The sequence below is a fragment of the Pseudorhodoplanes sp. genome (assembly GCF_050250235.1).
Classification (GTDB): Bacteria; Pseudomonadota; Alphaproteobacteria; order Rhizobiales; family Xanthobacteraceae; genus Pseudorhodoplanes.
In genome coordinates this window covers 37283-55872 of the sequence record NZ_JBFWPA010000022.1, presented here as the reverse complement: position 1 = coordinate 55872, position 18590 = coordinate 37283, and the positions used below count along the sequence as shown (strand labels likewise).

General features: G+C 60.8%; 19 protein-coding genes. 11 read left to right on the top strand and 8 right to left on the bottom strand.

Annotated elements, in window-relative coordinates; genetic code table 11:
* The first annotated feature begins 21 nt into the window (after positions 1 to 21).
* The 3 genes from AB7F49_RS12525 to AB7F49_RS12515 are packed head-to-tail and all read left to right on the top strand — an operon-like array spanning position 22 to position 2579.
* The gene (locus AB7F49_RS12525) at positions 22 to 846 is read left to right on the top strand and encodes an alpha/beta fold hydrolase (RefSeq protein WP_428522795.1); all 825 of its coding nucleotides are present in this window, start codon (positions 22 to 24) and stop codon (positions 844 to 846) included.
* Positions 847 to 879: 33 nt separating this feature from the next.
* Positions 880 to 1920 (top strand): 2,5-dihydroxypyridine 5,6-dioxygenase, encoded by a 1041-nt coding sequence (locus AB7F49_RS12520; protein WP_428522756.1) that lies wholly within the window; start codon positions 880 to 882, stop codon positions 1918 to 1920.
* Positions 1921 to 1943: 23 nt separating this feature from the next.
* Positions 1944 to 2579 carry an isochorismatase family protein gene (locus tag AB7F49_RS12515; RefSeq protein WP_428522754.1) on the top strand — a complete coding sequence of 212 codons (636 nt, stop codon included), beginning with the start codon at positions 1944 to 1946 and terminating at the stop codon, positions 2577 to 2579.
* A gap of 58 nt (positions 2580 to 2637) precedes the next feature.
* Here the strand turns inward: AB7F49_RS12515 and AB7F49_RS12510 are convergent, their stop codons facing one another.
* Positions 2638 to 3102, bottom strand: a complete 465-nt coding sequence (locus AB7F49_RS12510) for a MarR family winged helix-turn-helix transcriptional regulator (RefSeq protein WP_428522752.1) — start codon at positions 3100 to 3102, stop codon at positions 2638 to 2640.
* Positions 3103 to 3538: 436 nt separating this feature from the next.
* Here AB7F49_RS12510 and AB7F49_RS12505 point away from each other — a divergent pair, with 436 nt between their 5' ends.
* Genes AB7F49_RS12505 through AB7F49_RS12495 form a run of 3 tightly spaced genes read left to right on the top strand, consistent with a single transcriptional unit; the run spans position 3539 to position 5590 of the window.
* Complete coding sequence (locus AB7F49_RS12505; RefSeq protein WP_428522750.1) at positions 3539 to 3970, top strand: Rieske (2Fe-2S) protein; 432 nt, start codon at positions 3539 to 3541, stop codon at positions 3968 to 3970.
* On the top strand, positions 3957 to 4382 hold the full coding sequence (locus AB7F49_RS12500; protein WP_428522748.1) for a hypothetical protein: 426 nt from the start codon (positions 3957 to 3959) through the stop codon (positions 4380 to 4382). The genes AB7F49_RS12505 and AB7F49_RS12500 overlap by 14 nt, the downstream gene beginning before the upstream one ends.
* A complete protein-coding gene (locus AB7F49_RS12495; RefSeq protein ID WP_428522746.1) occupies positions 4379 to 5590 on the top strand; it encodes an amidohydrolase family protein in 1212 nt (403 codons plus the stop codon). Before AB7F49_RS12500 ends, AB7F49_RS12495 begins: the two co-directional genes overlap by 4 nt.
* Positions 5591 to 5623: 33 nt before the next feature.
* Here AB7F49_RS12495 and AB7F49_RS12490 read toward each other — a convergent pair whose 3' ends face one another.
* The gene (locus AB7F49_RS12490) at positions 5624 to 6391 is read right to left on the bottom strand and encodes an SDR family NAD(P)-dependent oxidoreductase (protein ID WP_428522744.1); all 768 of its coding nucleotides are present in this window, start codon (positions 6389 to 6391) and stop codon (positions 5624 to 5626) included.
* Positions 6392 to 6722: 331 nt separating this feature from the next.
* On the opposite strand from AB7F49_RS12490, the gene AB7F49_RS12485 reads away from it, so the two are divergent.
* A complete protein-coding gene (locus AB7F49_RS12485) occupies positions 6723 to 8150 on the top strand; it encodes an FAD-dependent oxidoreductase (protein ID WP_428522742.1) in 1428 nt (475 codons plus the stop codon).
* A 155-nt stretch (positions 8151 to 8305) separates the two neighbouring features.
* Here the strand turns inward: AB7F49_RS12485 and AB7F49_RS12480 are convergent, their stop codons facing one another.
* Genes AB7F49_RS12480 through AB7F49_RS12470 form a run of 3 tightly spaced genes read right to left on the bottom strand, consistent with a single transcriptional unit; the run spans position 8306 to position 12266 of the window.
* Entirely contained in the window at positions 8306 to 9355 is a 1050-nt protein-coding gene (locus AB7F49_RS12480) for an aldose epimerase family protein (RefSeq protein WP_428522740.1), read from the bottom strand.
* A gap of 37 nt (positions 9356 to 9392) precedes the next feature.
* Positions 9393 to 10373, bottom strand: a complete 981-nt coding sequence (locus tag AB7F49_RS12475) for an SMP-30/gluconolactonase/LRE family protein (protein WP_428522738.1) — start codon at positions 10371 to 10373, stop codon at positions 9393 to 9395.
* 21 nt (positions 10374 to 10394) lie between these two features.
* Positions 10395 to 12266, bottom strand: coding sequence for a glycoside hydrolase family 15 protein (locus tag AB7F49_RS12470; RefSeq protein ID WP_428522736.1), 1872 nt, complete (start codon positions 12264 to 12266; stop codon positions 10395 to 10397).
* Between the two features lie 503 nt (positions 12267 to 12769).
* Here AB7F49_RS12470 and cyoA point away from each other — a divergent pair.
* From cyoA to cyoD, 4 genes are read left to right on the top strand one after another with little or no spacing between them, the layout of a single operon-like run.
* Positions 12770 to 13660, top strand: a complete 891-nt coding sequence (cyoA, locus tag AB7F49_RS12465; protein ID WP_428522734.1) for a ubiquinol oxidase subunit II — start codon at positions 12770 to 12772, stop codon at positions 13658 to 13660.
* Positions 13641 to 15683, top strand: coding sequence for a cbb3-type cytochrome c oxidase subunit I (locus AB7F49_RS12460; RefSeq protein ID WP_428522732.1), 2043 nt, complete (start codon positions 13641 to 13643; stop codon positions 15681 to 15683). The genes cyoA and AB7F49_RS12460 overlap by 20 nt, the downstream gene beginning before the upstream one ends.
* Entirely contained in the window at positions 15680 to 16291 is a 612-nt protein-coding gene (gene cyoC / locus AB7F49_RS12455) for a cytochrome o ubiquinol oxidase subunit III (RefSeq protein ID WP_428522730.1), read from the top strand. The genes AB7F49_RS12460 and cyoC overlap by 4 nt, the downstream gene beginning before the upstream one ends.
* Positions 16292 to 16306: 15 nt before the next feature.
* On the top strand, positions 16307 to 16609 hold the full coding sequence (gene cyoD / locus AB7F49_RS12450) for a cytochrome o ubiquinol oxidase subunit IV (RefSeq protein WP_428522728.1): 303 nt from the start codon (positions 16307 to 16309) through the stop codon (positions 16607 to 16609).
* 44 nt (positions 16610 to 16653) lie between these two features.
* On the opposite strand, the gene AB7F49_RS12445 is transcribed toward cyoD, so the two are convergent.
* Genes AB7F49_RS12445 through AB7F49_RS12435 form a run of 3 tightly spaced genes read right to left on the bottom strand, consistent with a single transcriptional unit; the run spans position 16654 to position 18509 of the window.
* The gene (locus tag AB7F49_RS12445) at positions 16654 to 17568 is read right to left on the bottom strand and encodes a VOC family protein (RefSeq protein ID WP_428522726.1); all 915 of its coding nucleotides are present in this window, start codon (positions 17566 to 17568) and stop codon (positions 16654 to 16656) included.
* 11 nt (positions 17569 to 17579) lie between these two features.
* The gene (locus tag AB7F49_RS12440; protein WP_428522724.1) at positions 17580 to 18035 is read right to left on the bottom strand and encodes a cupin domain-containing protein; all 456 of its coding nucleotides are present in this window, start codon (positions 18033 to 18035) and stop codon (positions 17580 to 17582) included.
* Between the two features lie 54 nt (positions 18036 to 18089).
* Positions 18090 to 18509, bottom strand: a complete 420-nt coding sequence (locus AB7F49_RS12435) for a DoxX family protein (RefSeq protein ID WP_428522722.1) — start codon at positions 18507 to 18509, stop codon at positions 18090 to 18092.
* Between the last annotated feature and the right edge of the window lie 81 nt (positions 18510 to 18590).

Genomic DNA, 18590 nt, shown 5'->3' with positions numbered 1-18590 from the left:
AGTTTGCGGGTCTCGACGCTCATGTACGGCGCAAATATTCACGCCAACGGAATCCGTCAGCACTACCTGCATTTTCGGCGGGCGGGCGACATTCGCCCCTATGGACCACTGGTGGTGATTCCAGGCATCACAAGCCCAGCCGCGAGTTGGGCCTTCGTCGGACAGGAACTGGGAAAGCACGTTGAGACCTATATTCTCGATGTGCGCGGGCGTGGATTGTCAGAGGCGTCGGCAGGACTGAATTACGACCTCGACACGCTCGCCGACGACGTGATCGCCTTTGCGGCGGCGCTGGGGCTGGAGCGCTGGTCGATCGTCGGTCACTCCATGGGTGCCCGTATCGCGCTGCGGGCCAGCCGTCAGCGGCCGGACGGCCTGTCACGTCTCGTGCTGGTCGATCCTCCCATGTCCGGACCGAACCGCAGAGCTTATCCAGCGCGCCTGTCCGACTATCTCGATGCGATTGCGCACGCGCGCCGCGGCGCGTCGGCCGAGAGCTTTGCAAAGGCGCTCCCCACCTGGAGTCTTACTCACCTTCGTACGCGTGCCGAATGGCTGCACACCTGCGATGTGCGCGCTGTGACCGAGGCCTTTGTAGGATTCGGCACTGACGACATTCATGTGGACATCGGACATCTCTCGATACCGACTTTGCTGGTATCCGCAGAGCGCGGCGGCGTGGTGACGCCGGAGGACGTCGAAGAGATTGCGCAGCTCGCGCCGAACGTCACACATGTGCGCGTGCCGGACGCGGGTCACATGATTCCCTGGGACAACGAACCCGGCTTCTATCGTGCACTCGAAGGATTTCTGGACATCCGCTTCGACGAGGCCGCACGGGGCTGAATCACGACTTTCCACATCACGACTGGAGTCAATATGTCAGTCAGCGATAACGACCTCATCAATGCGTGGAAGCAGGTTCTCCATCTCTCCAATTGCAAAGCCGGTGATTGTGTCACCCTGCTCACCAGCACCAATACGCATCCGCAGACGTTGCGCGCCGCGGTCATTGCACTGCAATCGCTTGGCGCGATCGTCAACACTCTCGACCTGCCTCCAGTCAACGCCGACCGCGCGATCGGCCGTGATCCGCTTGCCTATCTCGGCGTCACTCCGCTCACCGGCAATCGAGCGGCGCTTGCGGCTCTGAAGTCGAGCGACCTCGTCATCGATTTGATGCTGCTGCTGTTCTCGCCGGAGCAGCACGAGATTCTTGCCGGCGGCACACGCATCCTGCTGGCAATCGAGCCTCCGGAAGTGCTGCTGCGCATGCTGCCAACCGAAGCGGACCGCGCGCGCGTCAAGGCGGCGGCCAACCGCCTTGGAGCGGCTCGCGAAATGCGCGTTCAATCTGCTGCCGGCACGGACCTTGTCTGCACACTCGGGGACTTTCCCGCCGTGCCGGAATACGGGCTGGCCGACGAACCGGGACGCTGGGATCACTGGCCGAGCGGCTTTGTGCTGACATGGCCCAACGAAGGAGGCAGCAATGGCCGAATCGTCATCGATCGCGGCGATATCCTGCTGCCGCAGAAGCGCTATGTTTCCGATGCAATCGAGCTGACCGTGAAGGACGGCTTCATCAAGTCGATCGAAGGCGGGGTCGACGCGGCGATGTTTCGTGAGTTCATCGAGTCCTTCGAGGACCCCGAGGCCTATGCCATGGCCCATATCGGATGGGGCCTGCAGCCCAGAGCGCGCTGGTCGGCTTTGGGATTTTACGGCCGCGAGACGACCGTCGGAATGGACGCCCGCGCCTACGAAGGCAACTTCCTGTTCTCAATGGGGCCGAATAACGAGGTCGGCGGCACGCGAGCCACGGCTTTCCACATGGATATCCCGCTGCACAATTGTTCCATTCTGCTCGATGGACAGCCGGTCGTTGCACAAGGCCGCGTCATCGAGCCTGCGGCCTAGCCCATTGCAGCATGATCGAACCGATGGAAAGCACTGAACAGATTTACGGACGGCAGGGCTTTGGCCAAACCTTCAGTTTGGAGGCGCCATTTGGTCTGTTGATTGTCGATTTCGTCAACGGCTTTGCCAATCCGAACGTGCTCGGAGGCGGCAACATCAGTCAGGCCATTGCGAGGACCGTGTCCGTTCTGGTACATGCCAGAGCACTGCGCTGGCCGATTGCATACAGCCGCGTTGTTTTTTCGGACGATGAAGCAGACCGAAATGTCTTTGGCCTCAAGATTCCGAGCATCGTCGCGCTCAAGGAGGCCTCGTTCGACAGCGCGATTGTCGATGCGTTGAAGCCCGACGTCGGCGAACTGGTGGTCCGCAAGACCGTGCCGTCGGCCTTTTTCATGACTCCGCTCGCGCCCTGGTTCACGCAACGCGGAATCAAGACCTTGGTGGTCGCCGGCTGCGTAACAAGCGGTTGCGTACGTGCCAGCGTGGTCGACGCCATGTCGTTCGGGTTCAAGCCGCTGGTCTTGCGCGATTGCGTTGGCGACAGGGCGCTTGGCCCTCACGAGGCCAACCTGTTTGACATGCAGCAGAAATATGCCCTGGTCATGGACAGCGATGAACTGCTTTCCCTGCCGGAGATGCGGAGAGGCAAGGCATAGCCGCCTGCCGGATGATGACAGCATCCGTCTAGAACGTTCGCCGCTCCGCGGGCGTGGCTCAGACCAGCTTCTTGAGCAGGCGAACGAGGCGTTTCTGTTCGGTAGACGACAGCGGCGCGATGGTCTGCCTCGTAATGTCCTTTGCCGCTTCGATCGCAGTCTCGGCGAGCTTTTGGCCCTTGGGCGTGAGCACCACGATGTGCCTTCGCTTGTCCGACGGGTCCTGACGCAATGCGACCAAACCTCGCTTTTCCAGCCGGTCGACGATCCCCTTGATTGTCGCCTGGTCGAAGGCGACGAGGCGTCCGAGATAGTTCTGCGAGGTGGATTCGATTTCCAGCAGCTTCGCAAGCACCGTAAACTGCGGAGGCGTCAGCCCGCCGATCATGTTGTCGGTGAAGATTGTCGTGTGACGCTTCAATACCAGCCGAAAAAGAAATCCTGGCTGATCGTCAACCCAGTAGTCCCTCTTATTGCCGCGCCGCAATGCAACAGCACTGGCGGCCTTCTTGACGAGCCCCATTGTTTCCCCGATCTTTGTCGTCACGGTACGACCGCGCCGTCCCGATACACGTTCCGCGCGCGCACCGCAAACCATCTTATGACGCCGGCTTGAGGGGGTGATCAGGCCCGTTCTCCGACATTTCTGGAAGATCGCTTTTGCCTCCTTACGACAAGGTCGTTGCGGCTATCCCCCCGCCCATAGCCATATGCGACTCAAGGAAGGGCCGACAACTGGCCCACCGGGCAGCAGTCTCTGCTGACGTTTCCCAATGCGCGAGCCCGGAACTCCTGCGCGTCACGGGGGGAGGTGTCGTGCCGTCGCCTCTCCACAATGCAGACTTGTATCTATGCAAACAATATGTTTGTATACACCCGATTTTTTTCGGCGTGCGGCGCCAAGCGAGATTGCCCCCGGACAGACAGCTCGAAATCCGGATTGATGGGCTGATGCGCAGATGATTTCTTTGGTTGAACCGCCGCAACGAGCAAGGCGGCCGGCGACGGAAAGGGATGGCAAGGTGACCAGCGAATTCCTGATTGGCGAGACAGATGACTTCGAAGACAACAGCAAGATCGTCGTCGCCGTCGGCAAAAAGGAAGTGGGCGTCTTCCGAAAAGGTGACGAGTTTTTCGCTTACGAAAACCTATGCCCGCATCGGCGCGGCCCTGTATGCCAGGGTGGCCTGTTCCAGCACGTGATCGAGCCCATCGCCGAGGACGGCAGTGTTCGGACGCTGGACTACAGACCAGGACAGACAAACATCGTCTGCCCTTGGCACGGTTACGAGTATGATGTGAGTACCGGCGAAAATGTCGGAAATCCGGCGCTCCGCCTTCGCAAGATCGAGCTGCGCATTGCTGACGGTCGCGTTTATGTCCGAGTCTAGCCACATCCTCCGAAACGATCCAAGCAGCCAGATCGAAGATGCCGCATCGCGAATTTGGGGTGCGCTGCAGAGCAACCGCGAGGGCAATGGCGGCGAGCTGAGCGTCTCCGATGAAGCGGTCGCAAGGCTGCTCACGGCCGCAATCAAACTATACTACGCCAAGACGGACGGCGAAGACAGGACATTCCGTCCCCTCATGGGAGAGAGGGACGAATATGTCTGCGCGACCGAGGTCATCACCGCGGCGACCGAACTTCTCCGAGCCATGTCGCTCAGTCCAATGGAACTCGCGCTCTGGTGGCGGCGAAGACCGGACGATGCCGGCTTCACGTCCGGACCCCATGCGGAGCCGGCGACACGAACGGACGCACCATTGCCGAGCGAGGCGCAGGATTCAGGATCAACATCATGAACATCCGATCGAAGAGCCAGCCGAAGGTCACACCGCTTCCGCAGATCGATATCTTCAGTGATACCCGCGACATTCTCCGCCATGCCCGGCGCGATGCAGAAACCAAGCTGAAAGACTGGTTCATTTGCGACATTGACGCCCATCACGTCGAGTCGATCTCATGGGAGGAAGTTGTCGAGTATATCGAGGATCCGGTGGTCCGGGATCAGGCGAGACGCTGGCAGAAGGAGGTCATGGTGTCGCCGTACGCGCTGAATGGTGACGCCGGCCTGAAATACCAGGACGTCGGCGGACGAATTCCACATCAGACCGCACAGCGCGAAACGGTAGATGACACGACCGATCACCGTGACGTGGTGCTGACGAGACGCGCCATCGACTCGCTCGGTCTGAAGTACATGGTGGTTTTCCCGACGCCGATGCTCCTGCTGGGAATGCACCCGCAGCCGGAAATGGAAGTCTACCTGTCTCGCGCATATAACAGATGGCTGCTGGAGCGGATCGCATCCGCAGACGACCGGATCAAGGTACTCGGTCTGATCCCGTTCAACACGCCGCGCGAGGCGGAGCGGACTGTCGCGGAGCTCGCCGGCCACAAGAGTGTCATCGGATTTTGCATCACCAGCACGCGGTACAGGGCGGTCCATCACAACGAGTACATGCGCTTGTATGCGATGCTGAACGAGTGTGAGAAGCCTGTCGCATTCCACGCCGCCTACCACTGGTACGATCAGTCACTCGCGACCATCAACCGCTTCGTCGGCATGCATGCCCTGGGATTCGCCTGGTGCAACATGGTGCACATGACAAACTGGATTCTCAACGGAATCCCCGAGCGATTTCCGAAGCTGAAGAGCCTGTGGGTCGAAAGCGGTCTCGCATGGGTGCCGTTCTTGATGCAACGGCTGGACGAAGGCTATCTGATGCGAGTGTCGGAAGCGCCCCAGCTCAAGAAACTCCCCAGCGAATACATGCGCCAGAATTGCTGGTATACCACCCAGCCGATGGAAACGACGAATATGAAGGCACTGGAAGTGACCTTGGAAATGATCAATGCCGAGAACCAGCTTCTCTTCGCGTCGGATTGGCCCCACTACGACTTCGATCTGCCGGCAATGATCTACGATCTGCCCTTTCTGACGGAGCAGGCAAAGCGGAACATCCTCGGATTGAATGCCGCCAGACTGTTCAACCTGCCCGTCTGCTGACGGAGCGGATCATGGGTCACGGACGGCTTTGGCCTAGAGGCCGACGCTGCCTTGCATGATGCCGCCATCCGCGAAAATCGTCGTGGCAGTCAGATAGCTCGCCCCCTCGCCGGCAAGAAAGCTGACCACGCTTGCAATCTCCTCAGGACGGGCCATGCGCCCCAGCGGGATGGCGGCATCTAGCCGCTTGAGCTTGGCCGGATCGTTCATTGTGCTGAGATTGATCGGCGTCGCCACCGCGCCCGGGCCCACACCGACGACCAGAATGCCGTGGGGAGCGAGTTCCACACCCGCGGTTCGGGTGAGCATCCGCATCCCGCCTTTCGCAAGGCAATAGGCGGTATTGCCGGGCATGGGCCAGTCCTCATGCACCGACGTGATGTTGATGACACGGCCGCCGCCGCCCTGTTTCATCATCTGGGCGGCCGCGATCTGCGTTCCGAAGAACGCGCTCTTGAGATTGACCTCCATGACGCGGTCATACTGATCCTCGGTGGTATCGAGAACCGAGGTGCGGGTTTCGATTCCCGCATTGTTCACCATGATATCCAGCCGGCCGAACCTGCTCACCGCAGCATCGACCAGCCTTTGGAGATCGGCGACCTTGCTGATGTCCGCTTCCACGCCGATGGCCCGGGCGCCCAGCTTGCCGATCTGCTGCTCCAGCGCTTCAGTCGCCTCCGGATGAACCACGTAATCAATGACAACGGCGGCGCCTTGCCGGGCCAGCTCGAGAACAATCGCCTGGCCGATTCCGCTGTTGCCGCCTGTGACGATCGCGACCTTGTTCTGCAAAGACATGCGTGGCACTCCATATATTGTCGTGGGTCAGAAATTCGCTTCATAATCGCGGCGAGTAATTTCAAGCGAATTTCTGAACCAAACGACACTAGAATCAATACGTTGCTAGTGTCCTTCGAATCCGAAGTTCGCTTGAGAAGGAGTCGCGGGGTTGAGCGAACTTCGGATTCGGGACACTAGAGGGGTCGTTGTCGCACTCCATAACTGGCCCACGCTTAACGACCACTTGCGCGGTCGAGCCTAAGCATCGGTGATTTGATCGGCAACCTTGCCATCGTTCCGATTTGAGGTTTTGCCCGCGCCCTGACGTCGCGCACTGACGGAGAGCATCATGACGGCGAAACACGATGTCATCATCATCGGCAGCGGCGCCGGCGGCAGCAGCGTCGCCTATCAGCTGGCGTTGGCCGGCAAGCAGGTTCTCCTCATCGAGAAGGGTCCGTTTCTGCCGCGCGATGCCTCCACTCTGAGCGTCAGACAGGTGTTTGTCGACGGCGTATTCAAGAACCATACCGTCTGGCATGACGCAGGCGGGCGCGATGTCGTCCCAAGCGAATTCTACAACGTGGGCGGAAAGACCAAGTGGTACGGCGCAGCCTTGTTCCGCTTCCGGCCCGTCGAGTTCGAAGCCGAACCGGATTTTGACCTGCTGGACTGGCCGTTCGGCTACGATGAACTCGAGCCCTATTACGACCAGGCCACCGAACTCCTCAGGATCAACACCTTCACGAACGAACCCGAGCTTCAGGCGCTGCTCGACAGGATCACAACCGCCGATCCGGGCTGGAAACTGGAACCGCTGCCACTCGGCCTGTCGAAGGACATCCTCACCAATCCGGATGAGGCGAAGCATTTCGACGGGTTTGCATCGCCGTCCGGCTACAAGTCGGACGCGGAACGCAACCTGATTGATCACATTCGCGGCAGGCCGAATTTCAAGCTCATCGCCGGTGATCCGGTCGCCGAGCTTGTTGCGGCGCCCGGCGATCCGCGCCGCATCATTGGTGTCAAGTGCGCCGACGGCTCCACTCACGAAGCACAGACGATTGTGCTGGCCGCCGGTGCCATGACCAGCCCGCGCATTCTCCAGGACTATCTCCGGGCGAGTGAAATCACACTGCCCTGCGGTGATTTGGTGGGCGCGAATTTCAAGATGCACATGAACTCTGCCGTGCTCGGGTTCTCGCCATTCAAGGACCACGACGTGCTCCGCAAGACGGCTGTCCTCTTTAACGACAAATTCCCGCACTCTTCGATGCAGTGTCTCGGCTGGATCGATGAAGAACTTCTCGCCACGCAAGTCCCGCCGGAAATGCCGCGCTTCCTCGACAGGTTCCTCGGCAAGCGGGCAATCGGATTCTGGGCAACCACGGAGGACTCGTCCTCTCCGCAAAACCGGATCATCTCAGGCGGTCCGGGCGGCCAGCCGGTCATGGATTACAGCCTCGACCGCATGGAGAAAGCGAGAAAAGAGCATCAGGCTCTGGTCGATGCGTGGATCGACCGCCTGCTGCATGCAGGTCTAGTCGGCTTCGAGAAATATATGGGCCTGGCGGGTACCGCGCATGCGCTGGGCAGCATGGTGACCGGAAGCGATCCGTCGAAATCCGTGATCGACCCGCATGGCAAGGTGCACGGCATGGAAGGCCTCTATGTCGGAGACGGCAGCGCCTTGCCGCGCGCGAGCCGTGTCAATCCATCGCTGACCATCTATGCCTGGGGCTTGCGCCTTGGAAAGCACCTCGCGGCGACGGGATGATACGGTTTCAGGTACATCGACTGGTCATTCCGGCGCGCCAGGAAGTGGCGAACCCGGAATCAAGATGCATACTCAACGCGTATTGATGGATTCCGGGTTCTTCCGCTTCGCGAAGGACTCAAAATGACAGCAAAATGATGAATCGGGAAGCGGCTTCAATCAACACCAAACCGGTACTCCGTCGTGCTGATGAAGTAATCACCGGGAGACAGGACGGTGCTCGGAAAGCGAGGCCTGTTCGGGGAGTCGGGAAAGTGCTGCGTTTCAAAGGCAAGACCTGCGTGCCGGCCGTAAAGCTCTCCGTTCCGCCCGCGCAACGTTCCATCGAGATTGTTGCCGCTGTAGAACTGAACGCCGGGCTGGGATGTGTGCACGTCGAGTATGCGTCCGCTGTACGGATGACGTGCGCGCGCCGCGAACCGGACGTCGCCGTTCGCCGGCCCCAATACGAAGTTGTGATCGTATCCATTGGCCAGCGCGAGCTGGTCGTCCGGCGCGCCGATGCGCGCACCGATCGCATATGGCTTCCGAAAATCGAAGGGCGTGCCGGCGACGCCCCTCATCTCTCCGGTCGGGATGAAACGGTCGTCGACGGGCGTGAAAAACTCGGCGGCGATCGTCACCTCGTGGTCCAGAATGCTCGCGCTGGCTCCGCCGCTGAGGTTGAAATACGAGTGATTGGTGAAATTGACGACGGTCGGACGGTCGGTTTCCGCTCGATACTCAATCCGCAACGTGTCACCTGACACGACATAGGTGACCTCCAGAACTACAGCGCCGGGAAAGCCCTGGTCTCCGTCCGGACTGAGATGGCGAAGCGTGAGGCGCGATTCCGGTTTATCGGTGGCATCGATGACTTGCCAAACCGCCTTGTTGAATCCGATGCCACCGCCATGGAGGCAGTTGTCGCCCTCGTTCTTCGACACCCGATACTCACGGCCGTCCAGGATAAACGACGCGCCTCCGATGCGGTTGGCATAGCGTCCGATCATCGCGCCCAGATAGGCGTCCTGGTTCATGTACGCGGCGAGCGACGACAGCGAGAGTACGACATTGTCGCGAACACCGTTGCGGTCCGGTGTTTCGAGCGCGACGATTGTCGCGCCATAGGTGATAACCTCCGCACGCAGCCCCCTGTCGCGTCCCAGGGTGTAAAGCTCGACCGCAGCGCCCCCCGGCGTCACTCCATACGGCCTCACAAGCATGGCGTTTCCCTGTTCCGCGACCGTCCGGCCGGCAGCTTTAGCAAGTCCGCATGCCGGCGACCTTGAGCCTGGCCTGCCATATCTGCGTGTCGCCCAGAATGAACAGCACATCGTTGCCGCGGCCGCCAAAAGTGAAATTGGCCACGCCCGGCGCTCTGATCTCGCCAAGGAGATCGCCGTCCGGCGTGAACACCTGTACGCCGGTTGCCGACGAGGTGTACACCCGCCCCTCCGCATCTAGCTTGATGCCGTCGGGAGCACCGGGACTGACGACCGCAAACAGGCGCTCGTTGCGCAAATGGCGCCCCTCATGCACGTCGAAGGCGCGGACATGATGTGGAAGACCGACGAAATAGGTGCCCGGCGCCTGATTGGCGCCGGTGTCGGTGATGTAGAGCACCGATTCGTCCGGCGAGAAGGCGAGCCCGTTTGGCTTGTTGAAGCTGTCGGCGATCACCGCAGTCTCGCCCGTCTTCGGATCGTGCCGATAGACGAAGGCGCCCACCTCGGGCGCGCCCTTGAAACCCTGGAGCTCGCCATAATTCGGATCCGTGAACCAGATTGTGCGGTCGTTCTTCACGACCACGTCGTTCGGCGAATTGAAACGAAGTCCGCGCCAGTGATCGACCACAGTCCCGACCGATCCGGTCTTGATATCCATGCGGCTGATGCGGGCCGGCGTCTCGCGCGTCCCCTGCTCGCAGATCACAAGCCGGCCGTCGCGGTCGAGCGTCATGCCGTTCGCCATGTTCGACGGAAAACGGACCGTGTCGAGCGCTTGCGCCCTGAAAGGAAATTCCGTCCCGGTCAATGCGAGCCGCTTGATGGCGATGTTCTTTGGCCCAGGCTCGGGTACGGTGGTGAAATAGAGCGCATGCTCCGAATCGACATAGACCGGCCCTTCATGCGCATTGGTCTCTATCAGCATGACGCGACGGAAATCGTCGCCAAGCACCGCACGAAACGCTTCGCGATGGATGATGAATTCTGGATCGTCCTGACCGGGAGAGGTGGTCACGTCCGCCTCAGTCCACTTTCGTCAATTCGACGGTTGTGCTGTCGCCCGAGCCTGCGGCGCCGATGCAGCCTCCGCCGGCGCCGTACCCGGCTGGTGCGCGGCGCGCTGCGTGAGCGCATTTTCGGCAAGCGTCAGGTTGTGCGCAGACCTGACCAGTCCGATATGTGAAAACGCCTGAGGAAAATTTCCGACAAGGCGCTTGGCACGCGGATCGTACTCCTCCGACAAAAGCCCGACGTCATTGCGCAGTCCACAGAGTCGTTCGAACATCTGCTCCGCTTCCGCAAGTCGGCCCTGCAGCACGAGATTGTCCACATACCAGAAGCTGCAGGCCAGAAACGCGCCTTCTCCAGGGGCCAGCCCATCCTTGCCGCTTTGCGTATCGTAGCGCATGATCAGTCCCTCCACCATCAGGCCGCGTTCGATCGCGGCGACCGTGCTTGCGACTCGAGGGTCGGTTGCAGGCAGAAAGCCGACCAGCGGCATCAGCAGGACGCTCGCATCAAGCGTGCTGGCACGGTAATACTGCGTGAAGGCTCCGACCTTTTCATTGAACGCATTTCGGCAGATGTCGTCGTGGATCTCCTGACGCGTGGCTCTCCATTGATCTGCCGGCCCTGAGAAGTTGAATTCCTCGGTCAACTTGACGGCTCGATCGAAAGCAACCCACGCCATCACCTTGGAATAGGTGAAGTGCTGGCGCCCGCCCCGCACCTCCCAGATACCGTCATCCGGTTCGCGCCAGATTTCGCCGAGGTGACCGAGCACTGCGCGTTGCAGATCGAATGAAGCCGTGAGCTGGCCCAGGCCGCCACGATGACCTTGATAGAGAGCGTCCATGAGCTCTCCGTAGATATCCAGCTGCAACTGATTCGATGCGGCATTGCCGATGCGCACCGGCTTGGCGCCCTGATAGCCGGGCAGCCACGGCAGCTCGACTTCCGTGAGGAGACGTTCGCCCTCGATGCCATACATGATCTGCAGCTGCTGCGGACTGCCGGCTACGGCCCGCACCAGCCATTCGCGCCATTCCCGCGCCGACTGATAATAGCCGGCATTCATCAGGCTCAGCAAAGTGAAGGTTGCGTCCCGGAGCCAGCAATAGCGATAGTCCCAGTTGCGGGCTCCGCCAAGCTGTTCGGGCAGCGACGTGGTGGGGGCCGCGACGATGCCGCCGGTCGGATGATAGGCGAGCGCCTTGAGTGTGATCAGCGAACGCCGCACGGCGGCCGACCACTTGCCGGTCTCGCGGCAGCCCGCAGCCCAGTCGCGCCAGAATTTCTCGGTGTCCTTCAGCGCCGCCATCGGATCGCTCGGATCGGGCGGGTCGTCATGATAGGATCGGCCGTAGCTCAGGATGAACGGCACGGTTTCGCCTTCCGACACAACAAATCTGGCAACCGACTTGAAATTGTCGCCGCGCAGTTCGACCGGCGTGCGCAATATCGTCATGTCGGGGCCCGCAATCGCCCGCATGGCGCCATCATCGAGACGTGTCACCCACGGGATCGCGGAGCCATAGCCGAAGCGCAGCACGAATTCGCAGGACATCGCGACTTTGCCGCGCTGGCCCATGACAAGCCGCACCACCTGCGACGGTTTGCCGCCGTCGCGCCACGGCATGAAATCGACCACGGTGACGGCTCCCTCGCTGGTCGAGAACTCGGTCTCGAGGATGAGGGTATCTTCACGGTAGCGGCGCGTGACTTTTGCCGCGGGATCGGCCGGCGCGATCTGCCAGCGACCGTGCTCGGGAGTGCCGAGGAGCGCGGCAAAGCAGGCGCCGCTGTCGAAGCGCGGCCAGCAAAGCCAGTCGATCGAACCATCGCGGGCGACAAGCGCAGCCGTCTCGCAGTTCCCGATCAGAGCGTAGTCTTCTATCGGACCCGCCATCGCCACCCCCCTCGGTACCGTAAGGCCGAGGCCGCCCGCTGGCTCGTCCTCCCGAGATTCCGATCATCTGCCCGAGATAAGATCGCGAGATCGCGCTTCATCAAATCAGCAATTCGCCCGGTCAGGGTTGCGGTGCGCGTGCATGACTTCAAATCATCAGCAGTTTGGACTTTAGGCACAGATCACTTCCTTTGGAAGTGGAATGGTCCATAGACCATTCGTGGAAAATCAAGTCGGCCGATGCGACGATCGGGCGCAGCTGTTGCCGAGGGCATTCACAAGGGGCGAGCTGCCTCGACGATTCATCAAGGTGCTTTCTGGCAAGTGTCTTCGCAACGGACATTTCAATACAAAATCCCGCACCCATAGGCTTGCGCGCTTTTGCCCTCGCACATTCCGACAGAGGTTGCTAACCTTCATCTTGAGATCGAGAAATCCGATTGCCCAATCGAATCGCAAGGCATGTGATTGTGAAATCGGCTCTTGCTTATCGATCGTTGTGCATGGTTGTGGCTCTCGGTTCGGTGCTGCTCTGCAGCGCCTGCGGCTTGGTGACAAGTCCCGATCTCGATCCGAGCGGTCCGGTTGCGCTCGCGGCGCGGCAACTTCTGTTCGATGCCGTCTCGATCATGATGGTCGTGATCGTCCCGGTCTTCATCATGACCGCGTGGTTCGCCTGGCGATATCGGGGGACCAACCGCAACGCGCGCTACACGCCCGACGTCGCCTATTACTGGCCGGCCGAGGCCGTCGTCTGGAGTGTGCCGGCGGCCATCATCCTGTGGCTCGGCTTTCATCTCTGGACCGGCACCCACAAGCTCGATCCGTACAAGGCGATCGATCCGGGCGTCAGGCCGTTGCAGGTGGAGGCAGTGGCACAAGACTGGAAATGGCTTTTCATCTATCCCGAACAGAATATCGCCGTGGTCAACGAACTGGTATTTCCCGCCGGCACCCCGCTTGCCATCAGGATCACCTCCGACACGGTGATGAACTCGTTCGTCATTCCGGCACTCGGCGGCCAGATTTACGCCATGGCGGGGATGCAGACGCGGTTGCATCTGCTGGCCAACAAGCCGGGGCGTTTCATGGGCCGCAATGTCCAATATAGCGGCCGCGGCTTCGCCGATCAGCAGTTCAACGCCATCTCCACCGCCAGTCAGGAGGAATTCGAGGCGTGGGTCGCGAAGGTGAAGACGTCGGCCGATGTCCTCGATGCTGAAGCCTACGAGCGCCTTGCCAAGCCGAGCGCCAGGGTCCCCGTGACCTACTATTCCAATGTCGAGCCAAAGCTGTTCGAAGCGATCATAGCGAAATGGCAACATGGCGATCACGCCAGCTCCACGTCAGGTGGCGCCCTCAACGGAATGAAGCATGGTGGACATCTTCGGTAGGCTGACCGTCGATTCGTTGCCGTTCTACAGCGTCATTGCGGCGTCGGGCGCCGCGGTCACCGTGCTCGGCGCGCTCTCGGTGATCGCCGCAATCACTTATCTCGGTGCATGGCGCCTTGTGCTGTTCGACTGGGTTTCAAGCCTGGACCACAAGAAGATCGGCATCATGTATGTGCTGGTCGCGCTCGTAATGCTGATGCGAGGCTTCATTGACGCGGCGATGATGCGCAGCCAGCAAGCGATCGCCTACAACAATGATGGCTATCTGCCGCCGGAGCATTTCGATCAGATTTTCAGCTCGCATGGCACCATCATGATCTTTTTCATGGCGATGCCTTTCCTGTCGGGACTGATCAATCTGATCATGCCGCAGCAGATCGGCGCCCGCGACGTCGCGTTTCCGTTCATGAACGCCGTAAGCCTTTGGCTCACCGGCGCGGGCGCGGGACTGGTGCTGATATCGCTTGTCATCGGCAAGTTCTCGACCGCCGGATGGACCGGCTATCCACCCTATTCCGGGCCTGAATACAATCCCGGAGTCGGCGTCGATTACTGGCTGTGGGCCGTGCTCATCTCAGGCGCCGGCTCGACCATGAGCGGCATCAACTTCCTCGTTACCATCATCAAGTGCCGCGCCCCCGGCATGACGCTGTTCCGCCTGCCACTGTTTACCTGGACCGTGCTTGTCACCAGCGTGCTCATGATTTTCGCCTTCCCGGCCCTCACCGTCGCCTGTGGCATGCTTGCGCTCGACCGTACCGCCGGCATGCACTTTTTCACCAATGCCATGGGCGGCAACATGATGAACTACATCAACCTGTTCTGGATATGGGGGCATCCGGAGGTCTACATTCTCATCCTGCCCGCTTTCGGCGTGTTCTCCGAAGTGGTTGCCACCTTCAGCCAGAAGCGCCTGTTCGGTTACCTTTCGCTGGTGCTCGCCACCATGGCCATCGGCATCCTGTCTTTCACCGTCTGGCTGCATCACTTCTTCACCATGGGTTCCGGCGCCAGCGTCAACGCCTTCTTCGGCATCATGACCACGATCATTGCCGTTCCGACTGGCGTGAAGGTGTTCGACTGGCTGCTGACCATGTATCGCGGTCGCATCATCTTCAAGGCACCGATGCTGTACACCGTAGGATTCCTCGTCACCTTCGTCATCGGAGGGCTGACCGGTGTGCTGCTCGCCATGCCGCCGGTCGATTATATGCTGCACAACACGACATTCCTGGTCGCGCATTTCCACAACATGATCATCCCCGGCGTGCTGTTCGGCTATCTGGCCGGCTACATGTACTGGTTCCCGAAAGCCTTCGGATTCAAGCTGAACGAAAAGTGGGGCGTGTGGTCGTTCTGGTGCTGGATCATCGGTTTCTATGTGGCGTTCATGCCGCTCTATGTGCTCGGACTGCTCGGAATGCCGCGACGGATGGAGCATTACGATGTTGCCGCGTGGCAGCCGCATCTCATTCTCGCCGCCGCCGGCGCTTTCATCATTTTTCTCGGCATCGTTTGCCTTGTGGTTCAGCTTGCCGTCAGCATCCAGGACCGCGAGCGCGCGCTCGATCTGACCGGAGATCCTTGGAATGGCCGTTCTCTGGAATGGGCTACGTCATCTCCAGCTCCGCCATACAATTTTGCCACGCTGCCGCAGGTCGGCGACACCGACGCCTTCTGGGACATGAAGCAGCGCGGCGTTGCCTACAAGCGCCCCGACCGTTACGTCGATCTGGTCTTGCCCAGGAATACCTTCATCGCCGCCTTCATCGGCGGCGCTGCCTTTGCGTTCGGCTTCGCCGTGGTGTGGTACATCTGGTGGCTTGCGATCCTGTGCCTCGCGGCCATCGCGCTGGCGATCATTGTGCGCGCCTCCGACGACGATTCGGACTACGTCATGCCGGCGAGCGCGGTTCAGGCCATCGAGGACGCGCGTTTCGCGCAGCTCGCCAGAGCGCCGCGAAACGAAATGGCGGACGAACCCGGTTTCGCCGGCGAGCCGGTGCCCGAGGGCTCCACATGACCGCCGACACCGTCACACCCGGCACGGTCAGGCCACCCGCCCTGTCCGCGGAGCGTTACGAGGAGAAGGCGTTCGGCTTCTGGCTCTATCTCATGAGCGACGCCATCATCTTCGCGCTTCTGTTTGCGACCTATGTTGTGATGCTTGGCAATACGGCCGGTGGTCCCTCGGGCAGGGAACTGTTCAGCCTGGAGCACGCCGCCGCCGAGACCGCATTGCTGCTGTTGAGCAGCACCACGTTCGGCTTTGCGAGCGTCGCACTCGCCAACGGCAGGAAATTCCATGTCCTGATATGGCTCGTCGCAACCATTGCCCTGGGCGCGGGCTTTCTTTTCCTCGAATATATCGAACTGAGCGGCATGATTGCGCGTGGTGCCGGGCCGGACCGCAGCGGCTTCCTGTCCGCCTTCTTCACCCTGGTGGGCACCCACGGACTTCACGTCAGCGTCGGCATTCTCTGGATCGTGGTGATGATCGGCCAGATCCTGATCAAGGGGCTGACCGCACCGGTCGCCTCACGGCTGGTCCGGCTGGGATTGTTCTGGCACTTCCTCGACATCGTCTGGATCGCGATTTTTTCCGTGGTCTATCTTCCGGGGGTACTCTAGATGGATGCATCCGGCTTGCCGGTCGAACGCAGCGTCAGGCCGTATCTGGTCGGCCTGGCGCTTGCCGTCCTGCTGACGGCGATTCCCTTTGGGCTGGTGATGACCGGCGCCGCGCCGCGCCACACGACCATCGTTGTGATCGCCGTCGCAGCCGTCCTCCAGGTGCTGGTGCATCTGCGCTTCTTCCTCCATATCGGCTTCCGCACCACGCCGCGGGAGAACCTGATCGCCCTCGCCTTCGCTGCCGTGCTCATCTGCATCATGCTGGGCGGCAGCTTCTGGATCATGTTCGATCTCTATCGCCGGATGATGGAATAGGCATACGAGGACGGCAGGCCCCGTCGCGCGGCAAGGGACGGGCCCTATTCCGTGAGCACGATGATGTGGCCGTCGGGATCGCGGATGGCCGCGGCCTTGCCGCCATCCCGCAAGGTCACGATGCCGGAGCTCACGAACGTCACATGTTCCGCCTCCAGCCGCCTGACGAGCATGTCGAGATCGTCGGCGCGGTGAATTTGGCACACAGCAGCCACGTCGTTGGCACGGACCGGCGACGCCAGGGTCCGCCCCCGCGGCGAGCGATAATGCAGGAGCTCCACATGCGGTGTCGCGACGAGCGCGGGCTCGAGCGCTACCACGTCGACTTCACACCCGGTAAGACCGTCGAGCCGGTCCTGTTCGGGACCCTGGTTCAGAGTTCGTCCGGCGAGGCGAAAGCCCAGCAGGCCCGTGTAGAAGGCGATGCTTCGATCGATATCCATGACCGAGATCGCGGTGTGATCGTAGCCTGCTATGCCATTGCCCGCGTTCTGCCAGACTGGATCGCCAGTCCCTCGCGGAAATGCGATCAGTTCGAGCGGATGCCCTTCGGGATCGCGGAACTTGAAAGCTATGACGCCGCCGGTATTGGCCGGCAGCAGAACCGGGGCGCCCTCGGTGACGGCGCCCGCCGCGGCTTCCGACAGGCGTTGCCAGACTTTCTCGATCCCTCCGCACACCAGCGCGAGATGTTGAAACCACTGGTCGTTCGAGGCGCGGGGAGACGGGTATGGGAACCCGGGAGGATCGAACGCCATGAGCTTCAGGGTCTGCCGTCCAATCGGGACGTCGACTGAACGCGCCGTGGTGCCCTCCTCAACGCCAAGCAGCCGGAGCCAAGCCCGGTCGGCTGGCTGCTGGGCTTCAACCGCGAACCCGAGCGCTTCGCGATAGAAGGCGGCCATCCCTGCAAGGTCTGCGACCGTGATAATGATCCCGCTGAGTTGTCCAACCGGCACGGTGCCTACACCTATTTGAAGGTGCCGGGCCTGGTGCCGGACCAGACCGCGGGATCGAGCTGGACGATCATCAACGCGCAAGGCTCGCTGCCGATCGCTCCGGAGCGATGTCCGACCCTGCCCTGCGCGTCCGGCGCCGCGTTCTGATCGCCGCCGAAGGCGAGGTCCCCCTGCCCCATTTCCACACGGATGCCGTCCGTGGATTCCACGAACCAGCGTCCCGACACGACCGAAATCCATTGCGGCTTCGGATTCGTGTGCCACTCGCCGATCCATCCGACCGGAAGTACGGCGAACAGCAGAGTGGCTTCGCCCGAGAGCAGACAATCGTTCCACTGGGCGGCCGCCTTGCCGCCCATGCTCTGCAATTCGAAGCTGGTCAATTCACACCGGGTTTGGTGGGTCGCGCCGCGATCGTCGGCCCACAGATGCCAATAGGCGATCTTCGCAGTCGCTGGTTCGACCAAGTCGCCCTCCTTCGCTAAAACGCTTCGTCAAGTTTCGGTTGAAACGAGCGCCGCCTAGAGTCGCGACGACACATCCTTGATGAAGCCGCTGGAATACATGACGAAAATCAGCCCGCCTACCAGACCGAAATTCTTGAAGAAATCCCAGATATGCGGATAGCCCTCGCTCTGCGGCGACCAGAAGCGCGGGTAAGTCCAGAACGCGTGATAGACAATGGCGGTCACGACACAATAGCCAGCAAGAATAAAGGCCGCGATCCCGTCGTAGAACCCGAACACGATCATCGGCGGCGTCAGCAACTCGACAGCCATCGCCAGGACCAGGAGGACCGGTCCGCCAGGAAGCCAGCTCGATGTCGCCTGTTTGAGCGCATTGTCCCAATTGATGACCTTGTCGACAAAGCTGAACGGGAATATCCAGACGATGAAGAAGCGCGCCAGCATCGGCAAGGCGTCGTTGACCAGCCATTCCATCGCTTGCTCCTAAAAAGCCCCCATGGTTTGTCCTTAGAATGAACCCTCTACGAAGATGGCCTGGATCACAACCCTTCCCGC